The sequence below is a fragment of the Comamonas sp. Y33R10-2 genome, from assembly GCF_019355935.1.
Taxonomy (GTDB): domain Bacteria; phylum Pseudomonadota; class Gammaproteobacteria; order Burkholderiales; family Burkholderiaceae_C; genus Comamonas.
On sequence record NZ_CP079925.1, the window covers coordinates 3503826 to 3527793 of the forward strand.

18 protein-coding genes and 1 pseudogene are annotated in these 23968 nt (G+C 57.3%); 16 read left to right on the forward strand and 3 right to left on the reverse strand.

The window, feature by feature from the left end; all coding sequences use genetic code 11:
• The first annotated feature begins 56 nt into the window (after positions 1-56).
• From purH to KUF54_RS17480, 6 genes and pseudogenes are all read left to right on the forward strand, one after another.
• Entirely contained in the window at positions 57-1655 is a 1599-nt protein-coding gene (gene purH / locus KUF54_RS15800; RefSeq protein ID WP_219343709.1) for a bifunctional phosphoribosylaminoimidazolecarboxamide formyltransferase/IMP cyclohydrolase, read from the forward strand.
• 187 nt (positions 1656-1842) lie between these two features.
• Complete coding sequence (locus KUF54_RS15805) at positions 1843-2292, forward strand: c-type cytochrome (protein ID WP_219343710.1); 450 nt, start codon at positions 1843-1845, stop codon at positions 2290-2292.
• Positions 2293-2415: 123 nt separating this feature from the next.
• On the forward strand, positions 2416-3096 hold the full coding sequence (locus tag KUF54_RS15810; RefSeq protein WP_255576163.1) for a hypothetical protein: 681 nt from the start codon (positions 2416-2418) through the stop codon (positions 3094-3096).
• Between the two features lie 246 nt (positions 3097-3342).
• Complete coding sequence (locus KUF54_RS15815; protein ID WP_219343711.1) at positions 3343-4827, forward strand: APC family permease; 1485 nt, start codon at positions 3343-3345, stop codon at positions 4825-4827.
• Positions 4828-4965: 138 nt separating this feature from the next.
• Complete coding sequence (locus tag KUF54_RS15820; RefSeq protein WP_219343712.1) at positions 4966-5604, forward strand: DNA-3-methyladenine glycosylase I; 639 nt, start codon at positions 4966-4968, stop codon at positions 5602-5604.
• A 333-nt stretch (positions 5605-5937) separates the two neighbouring features.
• A pseudogene (locus KUF54_RS17480) lies at positions 5938-6714 on the forward strand (tyrosine-protein phosphatase).
• Positions 6715-6785: 71 nt separating this feature from the next.
• Here the strand turns inward: KUF54_RS17480 and hemL are convergent.
• Together hemL and KUF54_RS15840 are read right to left on the reverse strand one after the other, a co-directional pair.
• Positions 6786-8090, reverse strand: coding sequence for a glutamate-1-semialdehyde 2,1-aminomutase (gene hemL, locus KUF54_RS15835; protein WP_219343715.1), 1305 nt, complete (start codon positions 8088-8090; stop codon positions 6786-6788).
• Positions 8074-9054: a bifunctional hydroxymethylpyrimidine kinase/phosphomethylpyrimidine kinase gene (locus KUF54_RS15840; protein ID WP_219343716.1), complete on the reverse strand. Its 981-nt coding sequence runs from the start codon at positions 9052-9054 to the stop codon at positions 8074-8076. Before KUF54_RS15840 ends, hemL begins: the two co-directional genes overlap by 17 nt.
• 115 nt (positions 9055-9169) lie before the next feature.
• Here KUF54_RS15840 and KUF54_RS15845 point away from each other — a divergent pair, with 115 nt between their 5' ends.
• Genes KUF54_RS15845 through KUF54_RS15870 form a run of 6 tightly spaced genes read left to right on the forward strand, consistent with a single transcriptional unit; the run spans position 9170 to position 19739 of the window.
• A complete protein-coding gene (locus tag KUF54_RS15845) occupies positions 9170-9322 on the forward strand; it encodes a rubredoxin (RefSeq protein WP_255576459.1) in 153 nt (50 codons plus the stop codon).
• A gap of 51 nt (positions 9323-9373) precedes the next feature.
• Positions 9374-9781, forward strand: a complete 408-nt coding sequence (locus tag KUF54_RS15850) for a PleD family two-component system response regulator (protein ID WP_219343718.1) — start codon at positions 9374-9376, stop codon at positions 9779-9781.
• A complete protein-coding gene (locus KUF54_RS15855) occupies positions 9778-10140 on the forward strand; it encodes a PleD family two-component system response regulator (protein WP_219343719.1) in 363 nt (120 codons plus the stop codon). Before KUF54_RS15850 ends, KUF54_RS15855 begins: the two co-directional genes overlap by 4 nt.
• A gap of 14 nt (positions 10141-10154) precedes the next feature.
• Positions 10155-10682, forward strand: coding sequence for a chemotaxis protein CheW (locus KUF54_RS15860; RefSeq protein ID WP_219343720.1), 528 nt, complete (start codon positions 10155-10157; stop codon positions 10680-10682).
• A gap of 19 nt (positions 10683-10701) precedes the next feature.
• Positions 10702-12927, forward strand: a complete 2226-nt coding sequence (locus KUF54_RS15865) for a methyl-accepting chemotaxis protein (RefSeq protein WP_219343721.1) — start codon at positions 10702-10704, stop codon at positions 12925-12927.
• Between the two features lie 59 nt (positions 12928-12986).
• Positions 12987-19739 carry an Hpt domain-containing protein gene (locus KUF54_RS15870; RefSeq protein ID WP_219343722.1) on the forward strand — a complete coding sequence of 2251 codons (6753 nt, stop codon included), beginning with the start codon at positions 12987-12989 and terminating at the stop codon, positions 19737-19739.
• A gap of 101 nt (positions 19740-19840) precedes the next feature.
• Here KUF54_RS15870 and KUF54_RS15875 read toward each other — a convergent pair whose 3' ends face one another.
• Positions 19841-21331 carry a deoxyribodipyrimidine photo-lyase gene (locus tag KUF54_RS15875; protein ID WP_219343723.1) on the reverse strand — a complete coding sequence of 497 codons (1491 nt, stop codon included), beginning with the start codon at positions 21329-21331 and terminating at the stop codon, positions 19841-19843.
• Positions 21332-21352: 21 nt separating this feature from the next.
• On the opposite strand from KUF54_RS15875, the gene KUF54_RS15880 reads away from it, so the two are divergent.
• Genes KUF54_RS15880 through KUF54_RS15895 form a run of 4 tightly spaced genes read left to right on the forward strand, consistent with a single transcriptional unit; the run spans position 21353 to position 23932 of the window.
• On the forward strand, positions 21353-21952 hold the full coding sequence (locus tag KUF54_RS15880) for a YqgE/AlgH family protein (protein ID WP_219343724.1): 600 nt from the start codon (positions 21353-21355) through the stop codon (positions 21950-21952).
• Entirely contained in the window at positions 21949-22440 is a 492-nt protein-coding gene (ruvX, locus tag KUF54_RS15885; protein ID WP_219343725.1) for a Holliday junction resolvase RuvX, read from the forward strand. The genes KUF54_RS15880 and ruvX overlap by 4 nt, the downstream gene beginning before the upstream one ends.
• On the forward strand, positions 22437-22967 hold the full coding sequence (gene pyrR / locus KUF54_RS15890; RefSeq protein ID WP_219343726.1) for a bifunctional pyr operon transcriptional regulator/uracil phosphoribosyltransferase PyrR: 531 nt from the start codon (positions 22437-22439) through the stop codon (positions 22965-22967). The genes ruvX and pyrR overlap by 4 nt, the downstream gene beginning before the upstream one ends.
• Positions 22853-23932 (forward strand): aspartate carbamoyltransferase catalytic subunit, encoded by a 1080-nt coding sequence (locus tag KUF54_RS15895; RefSeq protein WP_370627614.1) that lies wholly within the window; start codon positions 22853-22855, stop codon positions 23930-23932. The genes pyrR and KUF54_RS15895 overlap by 115 nt, the downstream gene beginning before the upstream one ends.
• Positions 23933-23968 lie beyond the last annotated feature (36 nt).

The window sequence follows — 23968 nt, forward strand, 5'->3', positions numbered from 1 at the left end:
GTCATTGATAGATGGTGGCTTGCAGCTTGTTTTTATCCAAACTTTGAATGACGCCCATGAAAGCTCTGATCTCCGTCTCTGACAAGACCGGTATCGTCGAATTTGCGCAGGCCCTGCACGCCCTCGGTGTGCAACTGCTGTCTACCGGTGGCACTGCCAAGCTGCTGGCCGACAAGGGTCTGCCCGTGACCGAAGTCGCTGAAGTCACCCAGTTCCCCGAGATGCTCGATGGCCGCGTCAAGACCCTGCATCCCATGGTGCACGGTGGCCTGCTGGCGCGCCGCGACACACCTGCCCACATGGCAGCGCTCAAGGAACATGGCATCGAGACTATCGACCTGCTGGTCGTCAACCTCTACCCCTTTGAAGCTACCGTGGCCAAGGCTGGTTGCACGCTGGCTGACGCTATCGAGAACATCGACATCGGTGGCCCGGCCATGGTGCGCTCTGCTGCCAAGAACTGGGCCGACGTGGGCGTGATTACCGCCGCTGACCAGTACGACGCCGTTCTGGCCGAGCTCAAGACCGCCGGCAAGCTGAGCAACAAGCTGCGCTTTGAAATGTCTGTGGCTGCGTTCAACCGCATCAGCCAGTACGACGGCGCCATCAGCGACTACCTGTCTTCGGTGAAGTTTGAAGACGAAAAGCTGAGCGAAGAATACGTGCCAACGCGTGACCTGTTCCCCGGTCAGAGCAACAGCCAGTTCGTTAAGATTCAAGACCTGCGCTACGGTGAAAACAGCCACCAGCAAGCCGCTTGGTACCGCGACCTGTACCCCGCACCCGGCTCGCTGGCCACGGGCGTGCAGCTGCAAGGCAAGGAACTGAGCTACAACAACATCGCTGACGCTGATGCTGCTTGGGAATGCGTCAAGAGCTTTGACGTGCCCGCTTGCGTGATCGTCAAGCACGCCAACCCTTGCGGCGTGGCGATTGGCAAAGATGCGCACGAGTCGTATGCCAAGGCCTTCCAGACCGACCCCACCAGCGCGTTCGGCGGCATCATTGCCTTCAACCGCCCTGTGGATAAGGCCGCTGCTGAAGCGGTGTCCAAGCAGTTCGTTGAAGTGCTGATGGCTCCTGCGTTCAGCGCCGAAGCGCTGGAAATCTTCAAGTCCAAGGTCAACGTGCGCCTGATGACGATTGCTCTGCCCGCTGGCGGCGCAACCGACTGGGACAACGGCCGCAACGCGGTCGAATCCAAGCGCATTGGTTCTGGCCTGCTGCTGCAAACCTCGGACAACCACGAGCTGACACTGGCTGATTTGAAGGTCGTGACCGTCAAGCAGCCTACGCCTGAAGAGTTGAACGACCTGCTGTTTGCCTGGAACGTGGCCAAGTTCGTCAAGTCCAACGCTATCGTTTTCTGCAAAAACGGCATGACAATGGGCGTGGGTGCTGGCCAAATGTCGCGTCTGGACTCGGCACGCATTGCCTCCATCAAGGCAGAAGCGGCCAAGCTGTCGCTGCAGAACACTGTTGTCGCGTCGGATGCGTTCTTCCCCTTCCGCGATGGTCTGGATGTGGTGGTTGATGCAGGCGCAACTTGCGTGGCCCAACCCGGCGGCTCCATGCGCGATCAGGAAGTGATTGATGCGGCGAACGAGCGTGGTGTGGCCATGGTATTCACCGGCGTGCGCCACTTCCGCCATTAATCTTGGCTGCGGCGAATACAGTTCTTCATACTTCGTTGCACAGTCTCGTCGTAGCGCTGCTACTGCCTTCGACTGTGACGCCTCGTCTGAACCGCGAATCTGTTGATTCGCTGACCTGTCTTCACCGCTAAAGGCTGAGTTGTATCGGCCCGCCTTTGCGGGCCGATTTACATTGAAGAGTGATGCAATGACTAATCCCATCGACGACGAAGAAAACTACCCGCCCAAACCGCGCTGGATTGCTTGGCTGATTGGACTGGTGATGCTGGCTAGTGCTTTGGGCGTGGCCAATATTGGCTGGCGCATCATGCGGGTCAGCTCGGCGGAGCAGGCTGCGGACCATATCGTCTCCATCAAACCCGAGTTGGCTGCTGCGCGTAAGCTGGTGGAAGGCTCGGATTGCATGCGTTGCCATGGCTGGGATCGCACCTATGTGGGTCCTTCGTTTGTGGATATTTCGCTGAAGTACAATCTGCGGCGCGATACGGATGCTTTTCAATATCTGGCGGGCAAGATTCGCAGCGGTAGCGTGGGTGTATGGGGCAATGTGATCATGCCGCGCCACCCTCAGATCAGCGAGGCGGATGCACAGCAGATGGCCCGCTGGGTCATGGCGGCAGAGCCTGCCAGCAAATAAGGGCCCGATTTCAGGTCCTTGGCTCAAAGAATTCCAAGAAAAAGGCTGGTAGCACTGCGCGCCCAGCCTTTTTTGCATTCAGGCCTACGGCCAGTTTGGGGCTTGCGTTTGATAATTGCTGGCATGACCGAGCCCGTGAACGCACCCCGCAAACCACCATTCCCTGTCCACTCCCACCCCGCCAGCAAACAGCGAGGTTTTGTGTTCTGGGCCATCTGGGTGCTGATTGCATCGTATGCGGTGTATCCCACCGCCAATTGGCTGGCCAGTTTGCGAGCCAGTCGCTTTGACTTCATTACCCCGTGGGACGCAATGATTCCGCTGGTGCCGGAATTCATTTTTGTCTATTTCTCTTTCTTCCTGTTTTTGACACTGCCGTACTGGCTGGTAGATCAGCCCGAGTTGTCCGCATTGGGTAAACGCCAAATCCTAGGCACGCTGATTTGCGGCGTGGTTTTTGTGCTGTTTCCGGCCAATCTGGCGTTTGAACGCGTGATCCCCGAGGAAGAGCCATATCGCCGCATTTTCTCGCTGATGTTTCTGGTGGACAAACCGCACAATTTGCTTCCCTCGCTACACATCGTCTATAGCGCGCTGACTGGATTGGCGATCTGCCAGACGCAATGGCATAAAGGTCGCATTGGGCTGTGTGCGGTGATTGCGCTGTGGAGCGTGGCGATTTGCGCATCCACCATGCTGGTGCATCAGCATCATATTCTGGATGTGGTTACGGCGCTGCTGTTGGTGGCCGTGCTTTATGGCGTGATTCGACCATCACCACAGCCGCTGAATCATCCTGCTTAAGTGCTTGCTTACTTGCATTAGATAAGCGCCATTTATTAATGTCTTGCAGTCTTCGTGAGGCAAGAGGCTAGCTAATCCTTTTTGAGATTGATCTGCAGACGATTGCGCATAAAACATGCAAGACTGGCGGAGATGCTGCAGGGAATCTGCAGGTAATTGGTGAAATCCCTAGTATGCGTTTTTGACCAAACAAACTGGGCCACAAGTGCCGCGCCATAAGCGCAGTACAGAGCCCAAGGGATATGCATGCAGTGGCTAAAAACCAAAACCATTGAACAGGCGCTGGCCGATTCGGACGAGCCGGGCCGCCAGCTCCAGCGCACGCTGGGTGTTTTTGATCTGATGATTCTGGGTCTGGCCGTGGCCGTGGGCGCAGGCATCTTCTCGGTAGGGGCGCGCGCAGCGGGCAGCTTCGCGGGACCGGCGGTGATCTTTTCCTTTTTGCTGGCAGCCGCGACTTGCGCACTGGCCATCATGTGCTATGCCGAATTCGCCTCTGCCGTGCCCGTAACCGGCAGCGCCTACACCTATACCTATCTCACGCTAGGCGAGGGGCTGGCATGGATCATTGGCTGGAACTTGCTGCTAGAGATGATCTCGGCCGCAGCGGTGCTGGCCAAGTACTGGGGCATTTATCTGTCGGCTGTGTTTTCCACGGCAGGGTTGGATATTTCGCAAACCATTGAGCTGGGCAGCATTTCTCTGAACTGGGGACCGTTCTTTGTGGTGACGGCGTTTACCGCCTTGTTGATTGCGGGCACGCAGGTGTCGGCCAAGGTGAACAATGTGTTCACGATCATCAAACTGGCGATCACCGTGTTTGTAATTGTGGTCGGCTTCACTTATATGAACACCGACAACTTCACGCCTTTCATCCCCGCCGCGCAGCCGCCTGTGGTGGCGCATGGCGTGACGGCTGATATGTGGGGCCAGCCCATGCTGGCTTGGATGTTTGGCGCAGCGCCTAGCCAGTACGGCTGGCTGGGCGTGGTCAGCGGCGCATCGCTGGTGTTCTTTGCGTTCTTGGGCTTTGATGTGGTGGCCACATCGGCAGAAGAAGTGAAAGACCCGCAGCGCACACTGCCACGCGGCATTTTGGGTGGGCTGGCGCTGGTGACGGTGCTTTACATCTTGGTCACGCTAGCGCTGACAGGCATGGTTCCGTACACCGAGTTGGCGAAGGCCGAGAACCCATCGCTGGCCACGGCCTTCGTCGCTGTCGGTGCGGGCTGGGCTGCGCAAGTTATATCGGTAGGCGTGCTCATTGGGATGACGACGGTGGTCATGGTGCTGCTCATGGGTAGCTCTCGCGTGCTGTTGGCTCTGTGCCGCGACGGTCTGCTGCCGCGCAGCTGGGGCGTGACTTCGGCCACGCGCAAGACACCTGTGCGCTTGCAACTGGCGGTGGGTGTGGTCGTGGCTTTGCTGGCGGGCTTTACCAAGGTGGAGTTGCTCGAAGAGATGATCAACATCGGCACTTTGTCGGCCTTTGTGCTGGTCAGCATTGGAGTGTTGGTGCTGCGCAAAAAGCGCCCCCAATCAGCAGGCGGCTACCGCGTGCCATGGGTTCCTGTGCTGCCTGTGCTCTCGGCGCTGCTGTGTCTGTACTTAATGCTGAACCTCACAACGCTGACTTGGGTGCGCTTTATCGCTTGGATGGCACTGGGCGTAGCGGTCTATATGGCTTATGGAATGCGCCATTCACGCTTGGCACAAGCGAATAAAAAGTGAGCTATGAGTCTTTGACTTGGATGGAGTTCAATCAGTTTTATCCTTGAAAATGATTGAAATCAAGGACTAGCCGCTATCAAATTAAAAGCCCTGCAGTGCATCTGCCGCAGGGCTTTTTCATTGGTTAGAGTGCTATGCATGAGCACAAAAATCGAAGACAAAGTCGCCCCCCGATTACCCCCTGTGCCAGCCGAAGATGGCCAGCACCGCTGTACTTGGTGCCTAGCCACGCCGGACTATGTGCACTATCACGACCATGAGTGGGGCTTCCCGGTCGATAGCGATCAACGCCTATTTGAAAAGCTTTGTCTGGAAGGCTTTCAGTCCGGCCTGAGCTGGTACACGATACTGAAAAAGCGCGAGAATTTTCGCGCTGCATTTGCGGGTTTTGACTTTCACCAAGTCGCCCAGTTTGGCGAGGCCGATGTGCAGCGCTTGCTGCAGGACGCCGGCATCGTGCGCCACCGGGGCAAGATCGAAGCAGCGATCAACAACGCTCAGCGCGCAATTGAGATGGTTGAGCAAGAAGGCTCTCTGGCTGCCTTCTTCTGGCGCTTTGCACCGGCCAAGCCTTCTGCGGGCACGGATATTCAGGCCCAGACCGCTGAGTCACAAGCCATGTCGAAAGAACTCAAAAAGCGTGGCTGGAAGTTTGTCGGCCCCACCACCATGTATGCGCTGATGCAGGCCATGGGTATGGTCAATGACCATGCTCCAGATTGCGTGACCCGCGTGACGGTGGAGCAGGCTCGGGAAAAATTCCGCCTTCCTCGTTAGGCTCTACCTTTCGCGCTGCGCCTTTCATTCGGTTTTATATCTGCTGCACTGAACGGCTGAGCGCATGGCTAGTCCATGTAGTCTACGTAGCTCACCTGTTGTTGATGCTGAATAATTTCTCCACATTTCAAGATTGATGCTCGCCTTTGGGCGGGCTCCATCCACCGGCATCACAGGGAGTAGCGCATGCAGAAATTCACGAGAACGTCGCAGGTGTCTTCAGGGCGGCGCACATTGCTGCAATGCATACCTGCCAGCGTGCTGGGGCTGTTGTCGTCTTCTGTGCTGGCGGCATGGGGCGCCGAAGCTGCGGATAAAGCCTACCCCCAGCGCATGGCGGTCAGCGATACACCGCAACTCGCCTCGGTCAGCAATTTTCGGGATCTGGCAGGAGCCAGCGATGCCAAGGCGTACCAGACCGTTGAGGGCCTATGGCTGCAGCGGGGCGTGATTTATCGATCCAATGAAATGCGGCCCTTGCCGCAAGATCAGGCGGCCTTGGCGGCGCTGGGAGTTTCCTGGGTCCATGACTTGCGCACGCCGGGTGAAATTGCGCGCAAGCCTGACCTGTTGCCGCATGGCGCTCAATATGTGCAAAACAATATTCTGGGCCTGAAAAATATCGATATCGAGGACTTCAGGGTGGCCTCGTCGCAAGAAGCGGAGTCGCTGATGATCCGGGGGATTTAGGACAACGTGAACTCCGAACCCATCCGAAAACAGTTCAGTCTGCTGCTGCAGAGCTTGGCCAGCAATGCTGGTGCGCAGGTCTTTCATTGCTCTGCCGGCAAGGACCGGACAGGCTGGGCGGCGGCGGTACTGCTGCTGGTGCTTGGGGTTCCAGAGTCGGTAGTGATTCAGGATTACGCACTGTCCAATACCTATCTACAGGCCAGCATGGAAAAACAACACGCCGCGTTGGTCAAGCTGTACGGCCAGAAGCTGGCAGATGCATTGGTACCCACACTGGGCGTGAGCCCTGTTTTCATGGAGGCAGGCCTTCAGGCCATGAAGGCGAAGTATGGCGATGTAAACGGCTATGTGACGCAAGGGCTGGCGTTGTCACCGGCCGATGTACAGGCGCTGAAGGGCAGACTTTTGCGCACTTGAACGCCGCATAGTCAAAACCAAAGGCCTTGAGGCATTCGCACTCAAGGCCTTGGACGATGGCGCTTGCAGGTTTACAGCGTCTTGAACACTTCGCGCGCAGCTTCAATTGTGCAGTCAATATCGTCGTCTGTGTGCGCCGCGCTGACAAAGCCGGCTTCATACAGCGCTGGTGCAAAGTAATGGCCGCGCTCCAGCATGCCGTGGAAGAACTTATTGAAGACCTTGCCGTCCGTCTTCATGACTTGTGCATAGTCTGTAGGCAGCTCAGGCAGGAAATAAAAGCCAAACAGCCCGCCTTGCCAGTCAATGCTAAAGGGGATGCCCGCAGCATTCGCTTCGGACTTGAGACCTTGCATCAGGTGGCCGGTCTTCAGGTGCAGATCGGCGTGGAAGCCGGGGCGACTGATCAGCTCCAGCGTCTTCAAGCCGCAAGCCGTGGCAATAGGATTTCCCGACAGCGTGCCGGCCTGATAGACAGGGCCTAGCGGCGAGAGCTTTTCCATGATCTCGCGGCGCGCACCGAAGGCCGCCATGGGCATGCCGCCACCAATAACCTTGCCCATCACGGTAATGTCAGGGGCAAAACCAGGAATATCTTTGGCGTACAGGCTCTGAGCGCTGCCTAAAGCGACGCGAAAGCCGGTCATGACTTCGTCATAAATCAGCAGTGCGCCATGCTCTTTGGTCAGCTCGCTGATGCGGCGGGTGAATTCCACGCTGGCGCGCACAAAGTTCATATTGCCGGCGATGGGCTCCATGATGACGCAAGCGACTTCATGGCCGATTTTGGCGAATGCTTCTTCGAGTTGGGCCACATCGTTGTACTCCAGCACGATGGTGTCTTTGGCCACATCGGCAGGAACGCCAGCCGAAGACGAGGCGCCAAAGGTGGCCAAACCAGAGCCAGCCTTGACCAGCAGCGAATCTGCATGGCCGTGGTAGCAGCCGTTGAATTTGATGATCTTGTTGCGGCCGGTGTAGCCACGGGCCAAGCGCAGGGCGCTCATGCCGGCTTCGGTGCCGGAGCTGACCATGCGAACCATATCCATGCTGGGCATGAGGGCGCGGATTTTTTCAGCCAGTACCACTTCACGTTCGGTAGGGGCGCCAAAGCTAAAGCCTTCGAGCACGGCAGACTGCACGGTCTCGACCACTTCGGGGTGGCCGTGGCCCAAAATCATGGGGCCCCAGCTGCCGATATAGTCGGTGAACTGCTGATCGTTTTGGTCCCAAAAGTAAGCACCTTGAGCGCGTTTAACGAAGCGGGGCGTGCCGCCTACGGCCGCGAAGGCGCGCACGGGCGAGTTGACGCCGCCGGGGATGACTCCCTTGGCGCGTTCAAACAAGGCGAGATTCAAGTCAGTGTTTTGTGTCATGAGAGGGGATGACAAAGCCTTCGATAGGCTTCATCTCTGGTTCGTCATCGATTTCGTCGTCTTCTTCGCCTTCTTCAGGCTCAGCCTCTGACTCTTCGTCCTCAGTGGGCTGGGCCCAGAAAAGACGGTCGGGCAGGTAGTGGCCCATGCCGGGTCTAAAGCCAGCGTCTAGGCTGTGATCCAGATACTCCAGCGCTTCTAGCGTTGCAACGCCTAAGTCGTTGCCGGTTGCCAGCAGGGCTGTAATAGCGGCTGAAAGCGTATCGCCAGCACCGGTGAACGTGGTGTCAAACAACTCATATTTGCTATTGCCCAAAACGGTCTGTGCGGTGGTCAGAACGTTGTCAACAAATTGGTCTGGTAAGGGTATACCCGTAACCAAAACATAGGGTACTTCGAGCACTTCAGCGGCCATTGCAATGTCGCGAGCCGTAGGGGAGCGGCTTTGCTCCCAGTCTGGTAGCAGCCAGCGCCACAGGGTGTTGTGGTTTCCAACCAACACAGAAGTTTGGGGTAGAACAAGCTCTTTGAAGGCGTCCAGGTACTGATCTTGCTTGTCATCCTCCCACCAAGACAGGTCCGGCATGTAGCTAATGATCGGAATGTGCGGATAGTCAGAGGATATTGCGGCAATCGCTGCCAAGTTGGCGGGGGAGCCTGCAAAACCGACTTTGATGGCAGTGACAGTGATGTCTTCCAACACGATTCGGGCCTGCTCGGTGACGGCCTCATCGTCGAGCGAGAAGTGCTCGTGAATGCGGGCTGTGTCTCTGACGTAGGTACCGCAAGTGATGGGGAGGGCGTGGCCACCGACCGAGGAGATCGTGGAGATGTCTGCAGACAGGCCGCTGGCTCCACTGGGATCGCTGCTGTTGAAAGACAGCACGCAGACGGGAGCGGACTCAGTCGCTTCTTCCTGGCTGGTGCGGCGGGGGGCTGGGGGGGAGATGGGGTTGAATGCCATGGCGAACCTCAGTTTGCACCCAGTACGACAAGGGCGGGAGCGGAGGTTATGACTAGATACAATCGTTGCATTCTATGTGAACCCCCTATAAGCTGTGACTGACCCTAAAACTTGGATGTGTTTGACTTGTGGCTGGCTCTATGAGGAGTCTCTTGGCAGCCCAGAGCATGGTATTGCGCCAGAGACCCGCTGGGAAGATGTACCCATGAACTGGACCTGTCCAGAATGCGGGGCAAGAAAAGAAGATTTTGAAATGGTGGAAATCTGAGTGAGTAACGAACTCGATCCATCAACGACCGATTTAAGAGGAATTTCACAGATGACAGCATCTAGCGCGCCCTTGCGCGTCTTGGTGGTGGATGACAGCAACACCATCCGCCGCAGCGCTGAAATTTTCCTCAAGCAAGGTGGCTATGAAGTTTTATTGGCTGACGATGGCTTTGATGCCTTGTCGAAGGTCAACGACTATCAGCCCCAAATTATTTTTTGCGACATTCTGATGCCCAAGCTCGATGGCTATCAGACCTGCGCCATCATCAAGCGCAATGCGCGCTTTACCAATACGCCGGTGGTGATGCTTTCGTCCAAAGACGGTGTCTTCGATAAGGCTCGAGGCCGCATGGTGGGTTGTCAAGACTATCTGACCAAACCGTTTACTAAAGATCAATTGCTGCAAACCGTTCAACAGTTCGGCTTACAGGCGGCAGATGTGGGGGTTGAGGAATGACAATTCAAAAAGTACTGATCGTTGACGACTCAAAGACAGAGCTGATGGCTTTGACGGATATTTTGCAAAAGCAGGGTCTGCTGGTGCGTACTGCTGAGAATGGCGAAGACGCGATGAAGCGCTTGGCCGAAGAAAAGCCAGACCTGATCCTCATGGATGTGGTGATGCCTGGCCAAAATGGCTTTCAGCTGACTCGCGCTATCTCGCGTGATCCTTTGTATGCCGATGTGCCCATCATCATGTGCACCAGCAAAAATCAAGAAACAGATCGAGTTTGGGGTATGCGACAAGGCGCACGCGGCTACATCACCAAGCCGGTGGATGCAGCTGAGCTGCAAGCCAAGATCGCAGCTCTGTAAAGGTCGCGCTGCTTATGGCCAACCGCGAAGCCCTTAGAGACCTCCAATCCCGACTGGCCGGGCGCCTGCAAGCAGCGCGCACTGAAGGCATTAGTGTCGCCGCTTGGCTGGCTGTTCAAGCCGGCGGCCGGGACTATTTGCTGCCGCTCAATCAAGCGGGTGAAATTTTCCCTTGGAGCGGCGTTCAGCCCGTTCCTTACACACAGACTTGGTTTCTGGGCATCGCAAATTTGCGCGGCGCCTTGATGGGAGTTGTGGACCTGGCTCAGTTACTGGGTCATGGCAGTTCGCGAAATGAGCAAGAGCTCATGGATTGCAGCTTGCTAGCCTTCAATCCTGCGCTGGAAGTTAATGCCGCCTTGCTGGTGGATCATTTGCTGGGCCTGCGCGCCGCAGATGCGTTTTCTAAAACTGAGGCCGCGCCAGAGCACTCCCCGAGCTTCTTCGGTGCAGTGCATATTGATGCGAGTGGCCGCCGTTGGCAGGAGTTGAAGTTGCAGCACCTGTCTCAAACCGCTAAATTTTTGAGCATTCGTGCTTAAGGTTTCTGGATTCAGCACTATGTCTTTTGCACAAAAACTAAATCAATTGTTCCGACGCAACCCCGTTGCAGATGCTGTCCATGCCGATACCGTTGTACAAGATATGTATGACGGTGCGCTCAACAGTGTGCAAGGTGCGCCTTCCATTACAGGCGTAGAAGACATAGATCGGGAGTACGAGCTGGTTAATTTGCCGATTCTTGGCACCGCAACGGTGACCAAGCATCAGCGGACTTTGTTTGCTCTGCTCGGTGGCTCGGTACTGGTACTGGTGGTGACTGCGGCTTGGATGCTGCGCGATGCCAGCAACTCCAATCAACAGCTTGCAGCTACAGGCCAAGCACTGATGCAGTCGCAGCGTCTGGCGAAGTCGGTTTCTCTGGCAATGACGGGTGCAGCGCCCGCTTTTGATGACGTGAAGAACAGCTCGGATGTGCTGGCTCGTAGCGTGCGCGCTTTGGCGACGGGTGACTCTGCATTGGGCGTGAATGCGCTTAGCGCCAGCTTGCAAGGCGATGTCAGCAACGTCAGCACGTTGATGGAGCGTGCAGAAAAAAGCGCTAGTTTGATTTTGGGACAGCAAAAGACACTGACACAGGTGGGTGAAGCGCTGCGCGCCATTAACCGCCAGTCTGCTGACTTGCTGGAAACTGCAGAAACGATTTCTTCGCTGAAACTGCAGCAAGGCTCTGGCCCGGCAGAAATTGCCGCTGCTGGTCAGCTGGTGATGTTGACCCAGCGTATTGGTAAATCGGCCAACGAATTCCAGACTCTCGAGGGTGTGAGCCCTGAAGCCGTGTTTTTGCTGGGTAAGGATTTGAATTCCTTCAAGGAAATCTCGGAAGGTCTGCTCAACGGTAGCAGCGAGATGCGCTTGGCCGCTTCGCGTGACCCGCAAGTGCGTGAGCAACTCGAGACACTGATTAAGCAGTACGACGAAACACGTACTCAGGCCAGCGCGATTTTGGGTAACTTGCAAGGCTTGGTGTCGGCGCGTGAAGCACAGACCGGCATTAACAATGATAGCGAGCCACTGCGCCAGCAGCTGGAGAAACTGCAGGCTGATTTGCAAGGTGTTGGCGGCTCTAACATGCTGCATTTGGTCGTGCTGGCTCTGGCCATTTTGACCGCGGTGTTAAGCGGTATCGGTATTTCTCGCGTTCAGCTGCTGGACAGCCGAGCACGCCAGAAAGACGCGGAAGTTCACCAGGCTGATGCCCGCTCGCAGGAGCAGGAGGCCAAGCGCATCAACGACGCCAATCAGGCCGCTATTTTGCGTTTGATGAACGAGTTGCAGTCTGTCGCTGAGGGCGATTTGACTCAAGAAGCCACGGTGACTGAAGACATCACCGGCGCGATTGCTGACTCGGTGAACTACACCGTTGAAGAGTTGCGCGTGCTGGTAGGTTCGGTGCAGAACACGGTGACCCGTGTGGCGCAAACCACTGAACAAGTGGATATGACATCGACCGAGCTGCTGGCTGCATCGAACGAGCAGCTGCACGAGATTCGTGAAACCGGTAAGTCCATTTTGGATATGGCTGGCCGTATTAACAACGTCTCTACACAGGCGCAGGAATCGGCTTTGGTGGCGCGTCAATCGCTGCAAGCTGCTGACTCGGGCCTGAAGGCTGTGCAAAACGCCATCGGCGGTATGAACTCGATTCGTGACCAGATTCAGGATACGTCTAAGCGAATCAAACGTCTGGGTGAATCGTCGCAAGAGATTGGCGAAATTACCGAACTGATTTCTGACATTACCGAACAGACCAACGTGCTGGCGCTAAATGCTGCTATTCAGGCTGCGTCCGCGGGTGAAGCCGGTCGAGGCTTCTCGGTGGTTGCGGAAGAAGTGCAGCGCTTGGCGGAACGCTCTGCCGATGCGACGCGTCAGATTGCGGCGCTCGTGAAGGCGATTCAGACCGATACCCAAGATGCGGTGGCCGCTATGGAGCGCTCTACCCAGGGTGTGGTGGAGGGTGCGCGACTGTCTGACTCTGCAGGTACCGCACTGACTGAAATTGATAGCGTGTCTCGCCGACTGGCTGAGCTGATTGAGCAAATTTCTAACGCTACATCGCGTGAAGCCAATATGGCCAACGGCGTGGCGGAAAACATTCAGCACATTTTTGCGGTGACCGAGCAGACCGGTGAAGGTACTCGTACAACTGCCCAGCAGGTGCGCGAGCTCTCACACATGGCTGAAGAATTACGTCAGTCCGTTTCTCGATTCAAGATTGTCTGATTTGACTCGCTTCCCCTCTCATAAAAATGCACGACCCTCAGTGGTTAAGGAACTAGAGCATGTCAGTGGTTGACGACTCGCCAACACGTGCAGCTATGTCTGCACCTGCGGAGCAGGACCTGGGCCCATTGGCTTGGGTGCTTGATGAAGTGCGAAAGTCGCTGGAATCCGCGACTAAGGCAGTAAGCCGCTTCATGCGCGATGCCGATGCTGCCCGTTTGTCGGATCTGGAAGAGCTGGATACATCGGCGCTGCGCATTGCGCGCCAACAACTGCATCAGGCTTGTGGTGCACTAGAGATGGTGGGGGTCACCGCCCCCGCGCAGGTCATGCGGAGCATGGAAGCGGCGGTTAACCGTTTCCTTCAGCAGCCTGAGACTTGCACGCAAGAAGCAGCCAGTACGCTGGAGCGCACGCACTTTGCGTTGATGGAGTTTTTAGAGGCGGTGTTGGCCGGTCAGCAAGTCTCTGCCGTCGCATTGTTTCCTCAGTATCGTCAGACTCAGATACTGGCGGGCAACGATAAGTCTCACCCTGCCGATTTATGGCCTGCCGAGCGCAGAGCCCGTGAGCCGCGCTGGACAGGGCCTATGCCCGAGCCATTGGCCTATGGGCCACAGGCCCGCGCCATGCTCGATAGCGTGGTGCTGCGCATGGTCAAAAGTGATGACCGCGAAGCCGCTGCCCAGATGCGTGAGATATGTCTGAGCTTTGCGGCAGGTCTGCCTGAAGACGTCGCTTCACGTAGTTTCTGGAAAATTGCAGCCGCCTTTTTTGAAGGATTGGCTCGTGGACTCGTTACGGCGGACATTTACGTCAAGCGCATGGCTTCGCGTGTGCTTATGCAATATGCATCCATGGCCAAGGGCGAGAGCCTGCCGCCAGCACGTTTGCTGCAAGACTTGATGTTCTTTTGCGCGCAGGCCAAGCCGCGTGAGCAGGCGGGCGAGTCCTTGCAGGCTGTGCATGAAGCCTATTCCATGGAATTGATGCCCTTGGTGGATTACAACGTGGCCCGTTTTGGCCGCTTTGATCCATCGGTGCTGGTTATGGCCCGCAAGCGCATTGCTGCGGCTGCAGAAACCTGGTCAGCTTTGGCTGGCGGTGATCGCAGCAAGATTAAATCGATGACTGAGCAGTTCGCTCATGTCTCGGAGTCGCTGGTCAAATTGCAGCCAGCCAGCCATGGCCTTGCTCGCGCACTGATTCGTGTGGCTGAAACCGTGGAAAGCATTGGAGAGCCGCCACCTGCTGAGTTGGCTATGGAAGTAGCAACCGCTGTGCTGTATCTGCAAGCGAGCTTCATGACGGCGAGCCAGAATGATGAAGTGCATTCTGCTCAGTCCAGCGTGCTGGTGCACCGCCTTGATGCAGCGTTGAATGGTGCTGCACCTGAGCCGCTCGAAGTGTGGATGGAGGAGCTTTATCGCCAAGCCAGCGACCAGCAGACTATGGGGTCTGTGGTGGGCGAGTTGCGGGTGACTTTGGGCGAGTCTGAAAAACAGCTTGACTTGTTTTTCCGCAATCCTACGGACACCACTGTGCTGAACTCTGTGCCCGGCCAGATGTCGCAAATGCGCGGTGTGTTGCTGGTGCTGGGCTTTGACCAAGCGGCGATGGCCATGCAGCGCATGCGCGAGACCGTTGAGCACTTGATGCTCGGTGAGTTGAGTTTTGAAAGCTACCCCCAAGTTTTTGAAAAACTGGGTAGCACTCTGGGTGCCATGGGCTTCCTCATCGACATGCTCAGCTATCAGCGCCATATGGCACGCAAGCTGTTTGTTTATGACGAAGAAAAGCAGGAACTGCGCATCGCCATGGGCCATAGTCGCAGCCGTGGACCTGAGGCCTTCCGTCCCACCGTGGACATTCCTACGGATATTGTTCAGGCGCCTGAGTTCAAGGCAGCTCCTCCAGTTGTCGCTGCAGCAGTCACAGCCTTTGCTGCGACCGTTGCAGCCAATGCTGCGCCTACTACTTCTGTCAGCTGGGAGCATGCTGATCAGCCATTGATGGCTGCGCCCACGCTTGCGGGTGCAGTGTCCCCTGCGGTTGAAAATGCTGCTTTTGATGCGCTCTTGAGCTTGCCCGAGGTTGCGCCGGCCTCAGCGCATGACGCTGTAATTAAGCGTGCATCGGACTTTGAAGAAGAATCCTCGCCTTGGTCTGTAACGCAGCCGGGTGCCTTGCCTGAGTTCTCCATGGAGACCGTACCTGCGCAGCAGGATGCGACCTCTGTTGGCTCTGATACATTGGCTGATGCCATGGCCCAGGTGTTCAAGGACATGCATGTGGTGAAGCCTTCAGAGGCTGCAGATGCAGAGTTGGCTGCCGGTTTGAATTTTTCAGGTGATCTGGAGTTGGTGGCTGAGCCCGCAGCAGGCCCAGCACCAAGCCCCGCTTCTGTACCCGATCCTGTCCCTGCCCATGCTCCTTCCTTGCAGGCTCCCGTTCCTGCTAATGTTGCTCAGGCCATAGAGCTGAGCGCCGAGGATCTCGATGGCGATGAAGAGTTGCTGTCTATCTTCTTGGAAGAAGCTCGTGAAGTTGTCGATAACGGCCTGAATGCCTTGAAGGTTCTGGCTTATGAGTCAGGAAACCTGAGCGAGCAAACCACGCTGCGACGTGCTTTCCATACGCTCAAGGGTAGCTCCCGTATGGTGGGCTTGGATGAGTTTGGTGAAGCTGGCTGGTCCATGGAGCAAATGCTCAATGCATGGTTGGCAGAGCAGCAGCCTATGCCCGCGCCCATGCAGCTTTTGGCGCAGGATTCGCTCAAGGCCTTTGCGGCTTGGGCGCAGGATATTGAAAACCGTCAGGCAGACAACTGGACCGCCACACCTTTCAGAGCCGCGGCAGATGCCATGCGCTTGACAGGCGAGCGTGCCGAAATTGCTTTGGTTCCACGTCGCGGTCAGCGTGCTGCAGATCTTTTGGATACCGTTCAGGACATTCCCGAACGGATCGAGCCAGAGCCGGTCATGCCTGAACTCGACTTCCCAGAGGACGAGTCATATCTGGCTTATAACGCGGACCTATTGGAAGATCCTGAAGAGGAAGCGCCAGACTTTGCCATGACGGTGATTGACATCCCGGATGATCTGCTCGAGCAGATGGAGGCCATGGATGCAGCGGCGGCTGAGAAGTTGTACGGGGCTCCTGCTGAGCAGTTGAGCGATTTGGACTTTTCTGCTTTTGAAGCTGCCATGCACGAAAGCGAGCAGGCTGCGATTGAGGCACAAACAGCGACAGACCCAGCACCAGAGGTTGTGACGCAGGCCGCGACAGAGCCGGCCTTAGATCCTGCATTGGATGCTGCATTAGAGCCAGTGCTTGACTTAGACGCTGAGTTTGAAAAATTGTTGGCCGAGGCGCCGCAGGCTGCATTGCCTGAGGTGGCTCAGCCTGAAGTGACGCCTCAAGAGATAGAGGCTTTGCAAGCCTTGCTGGACGGCGCTCCTGTTGCATCTGTGGCGTCCGTGGAGACTGTAGCCTCTGAGGCTTCAGTAGTGCCTGAGCCAGAAATCGCTGCAGTCGAGGCGATGGCCCAAGAGACTTCAGGTGATGAAGATGGTTACCGCAATATTGATGGCTTGCGCATTAGCGCGCCGCTTTATAGCGTGTATCTCAATGAGGCCGATGAATGGTCTGAACGTCTGGGGACAGTGCTTCAGAACTGGTCGCAAGAGCCTGCTGGCGCGATTCCAGATGACGCGATCGCTTTGGCCCATTCACTGGCTGGAAGCTCAGGCACAGTGGGCTTTAAGGCTTTGTCAGAGTTGGCACGCCTGCTTGAGCATACGCTGATGCACCTGCAAGCTCAGGGCTTTGCTAGCGAGTTGCAGATTCTGCAATGTGTGACGGCTTCTGATGAAATACGCCGCCTGCTGCATCAGTTTGCGGCTGGCTTCATCAAGGATACTGTGCCCGCCGTTGAAGATGGCTTGCGCGAAATTCTGAGCACCTCCATTGATGCAAGCGTCTCTGCAGCCACTGCGGTGGTAGATGATGAGTTGGTGGACTTGGCCGATATCGATTGGCCATCGGCTAATGTAGTCGAGCTGCCTGCTGATCCCAAGGACTTGCCACTGGACTTCGCTGCCGAGCAAGAGCGGGCTGCACAGCCTCAGCCCGACGATTTGACGCCTGCATTGATTGAAGAATCCGCAGCTGATGACTTTGCTGCTGAGGCGGTATTAGCTGATCAATTCTCCGCTGATCAATTTTCTCCAGATCAATTGCTAGATGTGGCGCCAGGCACTGTTCAGGCACCTTATTCCATGATGCCTGTGGGCGGTAGTGTGGAGCATGAAGCCGACTTGCAGCGCCGCATCGATGAAGCGATTGCACTGGCCGTGCATGCGGGTGCTGATGAAGACGACATCGATGTGCTTGATCAGGTGGACCTCGACCTGTTCCCCATTTTTGAAGAAGAAGCCATCGAGCTGTTGCCCAAGTTGGGTGCTGCGCTGCGTAGCTGGCATAGCCGTCCCACGCAGGATCAAGCTCGCAACGAAGTTTTGCGCGCTCTGCACACTATCAAGGGTAGCGCTCGTTTGGCAGGCGCCATGCGCATGGGTGAGATGGCCCACCGCCTGGAATCTGCCGTTGAGCGCATTGACCAAGAGCGCCCTTTAGCCGAATCCATTGAGCCATTGTTGGCCAGCTTTGACGCGATTCAAACCAGCTTTGACGTGTTGCGCATGGCTGGCGAGCAAGAGCCTGAGCCGCCTCTGGATCAGATCGAAGGCGGCTTGGCGCAAGCGCCTTTGCACCTGAGCGTTGCCGCAACTGAAAGCGTGAGAGCTGAGGCTTTGGAGGCTGAGGCCGCCGAGCCACGCGCTGCGATTCAGATGCCCGCTCCAGTAGTGGCTCGTGCTTCGTCGCAGCAGACCGTTCGTGTGCGCGCTCAGTTGCTGGACCGCCTGATTTCTCAGACCGGCGAAGTGCTGATTGCCCGCTCGCGTGTAGATGCACGCCTGATGCAGGCGCGCACGGCACTCGGTGACTTGAACGGTAATTTGGAGCGTTTGCGCTCTCAATTGCGAGACATTGAAGTGCAGGCCGAAAGCCAGATGCAGTCTCGCCTGGCTTTGTCTAAAGACACGGCTGCTGGCTTTGATCCGCTGGAGTTTGACCGCTTTACCCGCGTGCAAGAACTCACGCGGATGATGGCCGAGTCGGTCAATGACGTGGCGACGGTGCAGCGCAATTTGCAGCGTGATTTGACCGCGGCTGAAGATGATTTGGTGGCTCAAGGCCGTCAAGCGCGTGATTTGCAACGTGATTTGCTGCGCACGCGCATGGTGGAGTTCGACTCGTTTGCCGAACGCCTGTACGCCGTGGTGCGCCAGACCTCCAAAGAGTTGGGCAAGCAAGTTCGCCTGAATATTTTGGGCGGCACTATCGAAATGGACCGCGGCATGCTCGAACGCATGATGCCGGCTTTCGAGCACATGCTGCGTAACTGCGTGGCCCACGGTGTTGAGCTGCCAGAAAAGCGCTTGGAGCTGGGCAAACCTGCCGTTGGCACCATTGAAATCGTACTGAGCCATGAGCGCAATGACGTGGTGCTGTCGGTTGAGGACGATGGCGCAGGCTTGAATTTGGAGCGCATTCGCGATAAGGCCATCAGCCTTAAGCTGTGGACGGATGAGCGGCATATGACGCTTGAGGACGCGGGTCGTCTGATCTTTGAGCCGGGCTTTAGCACGGCCACTGAAGTGACAGGCGTTTCCGGTCGCGGCATTGGTATGGACGTGGTGCGCTCTGAAGTGAACGCGCTGGGCGGCCGTATCGAAACCCATACGGAGCCTAACCGCGGTAGCGCCTTCCGTCTGGTGCTGCCGCTGACGACAGCGGTGACGCAGGTCGTCATGCTGCGCATTGGTTCTGCTTTCATGGGCGTGCCTGCCAACCTGATTGAAATCGTGCGCCGCGTGCCAGTGGATGCTTTGGAAGAGAGCTACCGCAAGCACGAGTTCCACGATGGCATTGAAGTGATGCCTTTCTTCTGGGCGGGGGCGCTGTGGCAAACCTCGCTGCACAGCGACGAACACGTGGGCCGCACACGCCCCGTGGTCATTGTGCGAAGCGCTTCGCAGCGCATTGCTTTGCACGTGGATGAAGTGCTGGGCAACCAAGAAGTGGTGATCAAGAACTTAGGCCCACAGCTCTCGCGTCTGCCCGGCTTGACCGGCATGTCCGTGCTGCCTTCAGGTGCGGTCGTGCAAATCTATAACCCGGTGGCTCTGGCTAACGTGTACGGTGAAAACGTGCGCGCCATGCTGGCCAAGGCTGAGCTGGATGCCGCCGAAGGTGGGCTGCTGAGCCAAGGCTCTGGTTTGCTGGGTGCAGAAGCGGTTCAGATCACCGTGCCGCTGGTGCTGGTGGTGGATGACTCTATTACCGTTCGCCGTGTCACTCAGCGTCTGCTGCAGCGAGAAGGTTACCGCGTTACTTTGGCGGCCGACGGCCTGCAAGCCATTGAGCGCTTGCAAGACGAGCGCCCAACCTTGGTGCTGTCGGACATCGAAATGCCGCGCATGGATGGCTTTGACTTGCTGCGCAATATTCGCGCAGACCAGAAGTTAGAAGGCCTGCCCGTGGTCATGATCACTTCGCGCATTGCCCAAAAGCACCGTGAAATGGCCCGTGACTTGGGCGCCGATCACTATCTGGGCAAGCCTTACTCGGATGAAGAGCTGCTGGGCTTGATTCAGCATTACGCCCTGCAGCGCAGTGGCCCGGCACCTGAGCGTAATCCGCTAAGCGGCCCTGCTGCGAGTGATTTGGGAGCGGCTGCCGAATAAGCGCTGCTACAAAAATAAAAGCGGCTTGTCTGCGTCTTTCATTGATCTGCGGTTCAAAACGACCTCAGATCATTGAAAGGCCGTGACAGGCCGCTTCTTTTTTAGCTGTTGCTTTTCAAAATGCCGTAGCGCGCCAGCGTCTTCTCGCGCGCCTGTGCATGGTCAACGATGGGGTAAGGGTAGTGGCTGCCTAAAGTGAGGCCTGCTTCAAGCCGGTCTAGCGGCTTGGCCAGCCACGGCGCGTGGCGCAGTTTGGCGGGCAGTTGCGCCAACTCGGGCACATAGCGGGCGATGAATTTGCCGTCGGCGTCAAACTTTTCGCTTTGGGTAATGGGGTTGAAGATGCGAAACCACGGCTGGGCGTCGCACCCTGTGGACGCCGCCCATTGCCAACCACCGTTGTTGGCGGCCAGATCAAAGTCGTTGAGCTTTTCAGCGAAATAGGCCTCGCCCTTGCGCCAGTCAATGCCCAAGTCTTTGACCAAAAAGCTCGCTACCACCATGCGCAGCCGGTTGTGCATATAGCCACTGGTGTTGAGCTGGCGCATGGCTGCATCAAGCAGCGGGTAGCCGGTGCGGCCCTCGCACCAAGCGGCAAACAGAGCGTCGGCCTCTGCACCGGTGTCCCATTCGATTGCGTCATAGGCCGGCTTAAAGCTGCGCTCCACCACATGCGGGTGGTGAGCCAAAATTTGAAAGTAAAAGTCGCGCCAGATCAGCTCGCTGAGCCAAGTGGCTGCGCCTTCGCGTGCGGCGCCAGACCAGTCTTCGTTATGCGCAGCTTCATGGGCAAGCCGGGCTAGTTCGCGAATCGATACGGTGCCAAAGCGCAGATGCACACTCAGGTAACTTGGGCCTTTGAGAGCCGGGAAGTCTCGCGCGGCCTTGTACTGCGGCAGGCGCGGCAAAAAGTCTGCGAGCAACTGGCGCGCACCACTCGCCCCTGTGGGCAAGCGTAAGTCTTGCAGGGTATCGGCGGCAAAGCCCAGATCAGCTGCGGTGGGCATGCTTTGGCGGTCTGCTTCGGGGCGGTCAGCCAGCTTGGTGGGTAGGTCGCGCTCACTGGGGTAGCTGGAGAGGTAAAACGGCGTAACCTTTTTAAGCCACGCATTTTTATAGGGCGTGAAGACGGAGTAGGGCGACAGGCTTTGTGTCAGTACCTCGTCACGCGCAAAAATGCGGTGATCTTTGCTGCGAAGCAGCAGGCGACCATCGGCCTTGAGACTGCGAGCCACCTGGGCATCACGCGCCATAGCGGCAGGCTCCTCATCGTCATTGCAGAAGACGGCGCCCGCACCTAGCTGGCTTGCCAGAGCAGGAATGATGTCCTGAGGCAAACCGCGCCGGGTGATGAGGCCAGCTTGCGGGCGGCCTGCGGCTTGGCGAATGGCCACATCTAGCTCGGTCACGCTCTGGCAAATGAACTCAATGCGGCGGTCAGCATGGGGCAGGGTGCAGAGGATGCTGTCATCAAAAACAAAGACACAGTACAGCTTTTCACAGTGCTTTGCTGCTTGGTAAATGGCGGCGTTATCGGCCAGGCGCAGGTCGCGCCGGAACCAGATCAAGCCCACTGGGTAAAAAGGAGTCATGGATAGCTTTAAAATCGCCGAATGTCTGCAGAATCTGCGCCTATCAATTTGACGCACCATTTCTTGATCGCCATGCCCGGTCTGGAAGATGAGTCGTTTTCGCGCAGCGTGGTTTACCTGTGCGAACATAGCGAGCGTGGCGCGCTCGGTCTCATTATCAACAAGCCCTCCAAGCTGAGCCTGCAAAGCCTGCTACAAAAAGTGGAATTGGGACTCAAGCGCGAGGACTTGCGAGAGGCGCAGGTCTTTACCGGCGGCCCGGTACAGACCGATCGCGGTTTTGTATTGCACGAGCCCATGATCATTGAAGGCGCACCCGAGAATGAATCGGCCTATGCCTCGACCATGACCATCCCCGGCGGTCTGGAGATGACCACCTCTAAGGATGTGCTCGAAGCCCTGTCCGATGGCGCCGGCCCAACACGTGTGCTGGTCACGCTGGGCTATTCGTCTTGGGATGAAGGCCAGCTCGAATCTGAAATTGGCGAAAACGCCTGGTTGACCGTGGAAGCCGACCCCGACGTAATCTTCAGCACCCCTGTTGATGAACGCTATGACCGCGCTCTGGGCTTGCTGGGCCTGCAGCGCTGGATGTTGTCTCCCGAATCGGGCCGCGCATGAACGATATTTCCTCTTCCAACAAGGCCGCCGATGCGGCCTTTTCCTCGGCCAGCGATCAGCCTGCCTCAGCGCCGCTGCCGCAAAAGCCCGAGGTTCCTGGGCATTTCCAGCAGTTTATGGGCTTTGACTTCGGTATCAAGCGCACGGGCTGTGCATCGGGCAACCGCGTGCTGGGCGGAGCCAACCCGCTGCCCACCATCAAGGCTGAAGGTGCCGAGGCTCGATTGCTTGCCGTGGACAAGCTTGTCCGCGAGTGGCAGCCCCATGCGCTGGTGATTGGTGTGCCCTATCACCCCGATGGTGCGGCGCACGAGAACACGGCGCGTGCCCTGAAATTTGGACGCCAGCTCAGAAGCCGCTTCAAACTGCCGGTGTATGAGGTGGACGAACGCTACAGCACGACCGAAGCCCTAGCGGGCGCCGCACGCGACGCCGACGCGGCTTCGGCCTGCATCATTCTTGAACAGTTTTTGAGGAGTCTCCCATGAGTGAAACCATTGCAGGAAACCAGCCAGGACAAGGCAGCCTGATTCTGGATGCCGAAGCCCTGTATAGCGAGCTGCTGCGCGGCGTGCAGCGCATCATGGGGCCCAACACCCGTCTGGCGGGCATCACCTCGGGCGGTGCATGGCTGGTCGAGCGTCTGCACAAGGACCTGAACCTTGCTGGCAAGCCCAGCGTGCTGTCGTCTTCGCTGCACCGCGATGACTTTGCTCAGCGCGGCATGGCTTCCAGCGCGCAGACACAGATTGATTTTGACGTCAACGGCGCTGATGTGCTGATTCTGGATGACGTGCTCTACACCGGCCGCACGGTGCGCGCCGTCATCAACGAACTCTATGACTACGGCCGCCCCGCTTGCGTGCGTCTGGCCGTTCTGGTGGACCGTGGCGGGCGCGAATTGCCCTTCCAGGCCGACTTTGCCGCAGCCCGCGTGGCGCTGCCGGCGGACCGCTCTCTGGCGCTGGCGCGCGACGAGGCCGGTGTTTTCCACTTCCGCATTCAAGAGGCCTGATCGTGCTGTACAAGCGCAACCCCCAACTCAACAAAAATGGCGAGCTGATTCACCTGCTCTCCACCGAAGGCCTGTCCAAGGACATCCTGACCCAGATTCTCGACACCGCCGGCAACTTCGTCAGCGTCAATGACCGTGAAGTCAAGAAAGTGCCTTTGCTGCGCGGCAAGAGCGTGTTCAACCTGTTCTTTGAGAACAGCACCCGCACGCGCACCACGTTTGAAATTGCGGCCAAGCGCTTGAGCGCAGACGTGTTCAATCTGGACATTGCCCGCAGCTCGGCCAGCAAGGGCGAGACCCTGCTGGACACCATCGACAATCTGAGCGCCATGGCGGCCGACATCTTTGTCGTGCGCCACAGTGAATCGGGTGCGCCCTATCTCATCGCCAAGCATGTGGCACCCCATGTCCACGTGGTCAACGCCGGTGACGGCCGCCACGCACACCCCACACAGGGGCTGCTGGACATGTACACCATCCGCCACTACAAGAAGGATTTCTCCAACCTTCGCGTGGCCATTGTGGGCGACGTGCTGCATTCGCGTGTGGCGCGTTCTGACATTCATGCCCTGACCACTCTCGGCGCTGCCGAAGTGCGCGTGGTGGGCCCTCGTACCCTCGTGCCATCCGACATGGCCAGCATGGGCGTACGCGTCTTCCATAACCTGGAAGAAGGCATCAAGGACTGCGACGTCATCATCATGCTGCGCCTGCAGAACGAACGCATGAGCGGCGCGCTGCTGCCTTCAAGCCAGGAATACTTCAAGAGCTTTGGCCTGACCGAAAAGCGCCTGGAGCTGGCCAAGCCCGACGCCATCGTCATGCACCCCGGCCCCATCAACCGCGGCGTGGAGATTGACTCCGCGGTGGTGGACGGCCCGCAGGCCGTGATCCTGTCGCAAGTCACCTTTGGTATCGCCGTGCGCATGGCCGTGATGTCCATCGTTGCTGGGAATGAGGCCTGATCCTGTTTTTATAGCTGCTAGCGCTTGATAGATAAG

Bases quoted from the DNA above. Each gene is read 5' to 3' on its own strand.
- KUF54_RS15840 (WP_219343716.1), bottom strand. From the start codon at position 9,054: ATGGCATTCAACCCCATCTCCCCCCCAGCCCCCCGCCGCACCAGCCAG.
- purH (WP_219343709.1), top strand. From the start codon at position 57: ATGAAAGCTCTGATCTCCGTCTCTGACAAGACCGGTATCGTCGAATTT.
- KUF54_RS15865 (WP_219343721.1), top strand. From the start codon at position 10,702: ATGTCTTTTGCACAAAAACTAAATCAATTGTTCCGACGCAACCCCGTT.
- KUF54_RS15850 (WP_219343718.1), top strand. From the start codon at position 9,374: ATGACAGCATCTAGCGCGCCCTTGCGCGTCTTGGTGGTGGATGACAGC.
- ruvX (WP_219343725.1), top strand. From the start codon at position 21,949: ATGAACGATATTTCCTCTTCCAACAAGGCCGCCGATGCGGCCTTTTCC.
- KUF54_RS15860 (WP_219343720.1), top strand. From the start codon at position 10,155: ATGGCCAACCGCGAAGCCCTTAGAGACCTCCAATCCCGACTGGCCGGG.
- hemL (WP_219343715.1), bottom strand. From the start codon at position 8,090: ATGACACAAAACACTGACTTGAATCTCGCCTTGTTTGAACGCGCCAAG.
- KUF54_RS15870 (WP_219343722.1), top strand. From the start codon at position 12,987: ATGTCAGTGGTTGACGACTCGCCAACACGTGCAGCTATGTCTGCACCT.
- KUF54_RS15855 (WP_219343719.1), top strand. From the start codon at position 9,778: ATGACAATTCAAAAAGTACTGATCGTTGACGACTCAAAGACAGAGCTG.
- KUF54_RS15880 (WP_219343724.1), top strand. From the start codon at position 21,353: ATGTCTGCAGAATCTGCGCCTATCAATTTGACGCACCATTTCTTGATC.
- KUF54_RS15845 (WP_255576459.1), top strand. From the start codon at position 9,170: ATGTGTTTGACTTGTGGCTGGCTCTATGAGGAGTCTCTTGGCAGCCCA.
- pyrR (WP_219343726.1), top strand. From the start codon at position 22,437: ATGAGTGAAACCATTGCAGGAAACCAGCCAGGACAAGGCAGCCTGATT.
- KUF54_RS15820 (WP_219343712.1), top strand. From the start codon at position 4,966: ATGAGCACAAAAATCGAAGACAAAGTCGCCCCCCGATTACCCCCTGTG.
- KUF54_RS15805 (WP_219343710.1), top strand. From the start codon at position 1,843: ATGACTAATCCCATCGACGACGAAGAAAACTACCCGCCCAAACCGCGC.
- KUF54_RS15815 (WP_219343711.1), top strand. From the start codon at position 3,343: ATGCAGTGGCTAAAAACCAAAACCATTGAACAGGCGCTGGCCGATTCG.
- KUF54_RS15810 (WP_255576163.1), top strand. From the start codon at position 2,416: ATGACCGAGCCCGTGAACGCACCCCGCAAACCACCATTCCCTGTCCAC.
- KUF54_RS15875 (WP_219343723.1), bottom strand. From the start codon at position 21,331: ATGACTCCTTTTTACCCAGTGGGCTTGATCTGGTTCCGGCGCGACCTG.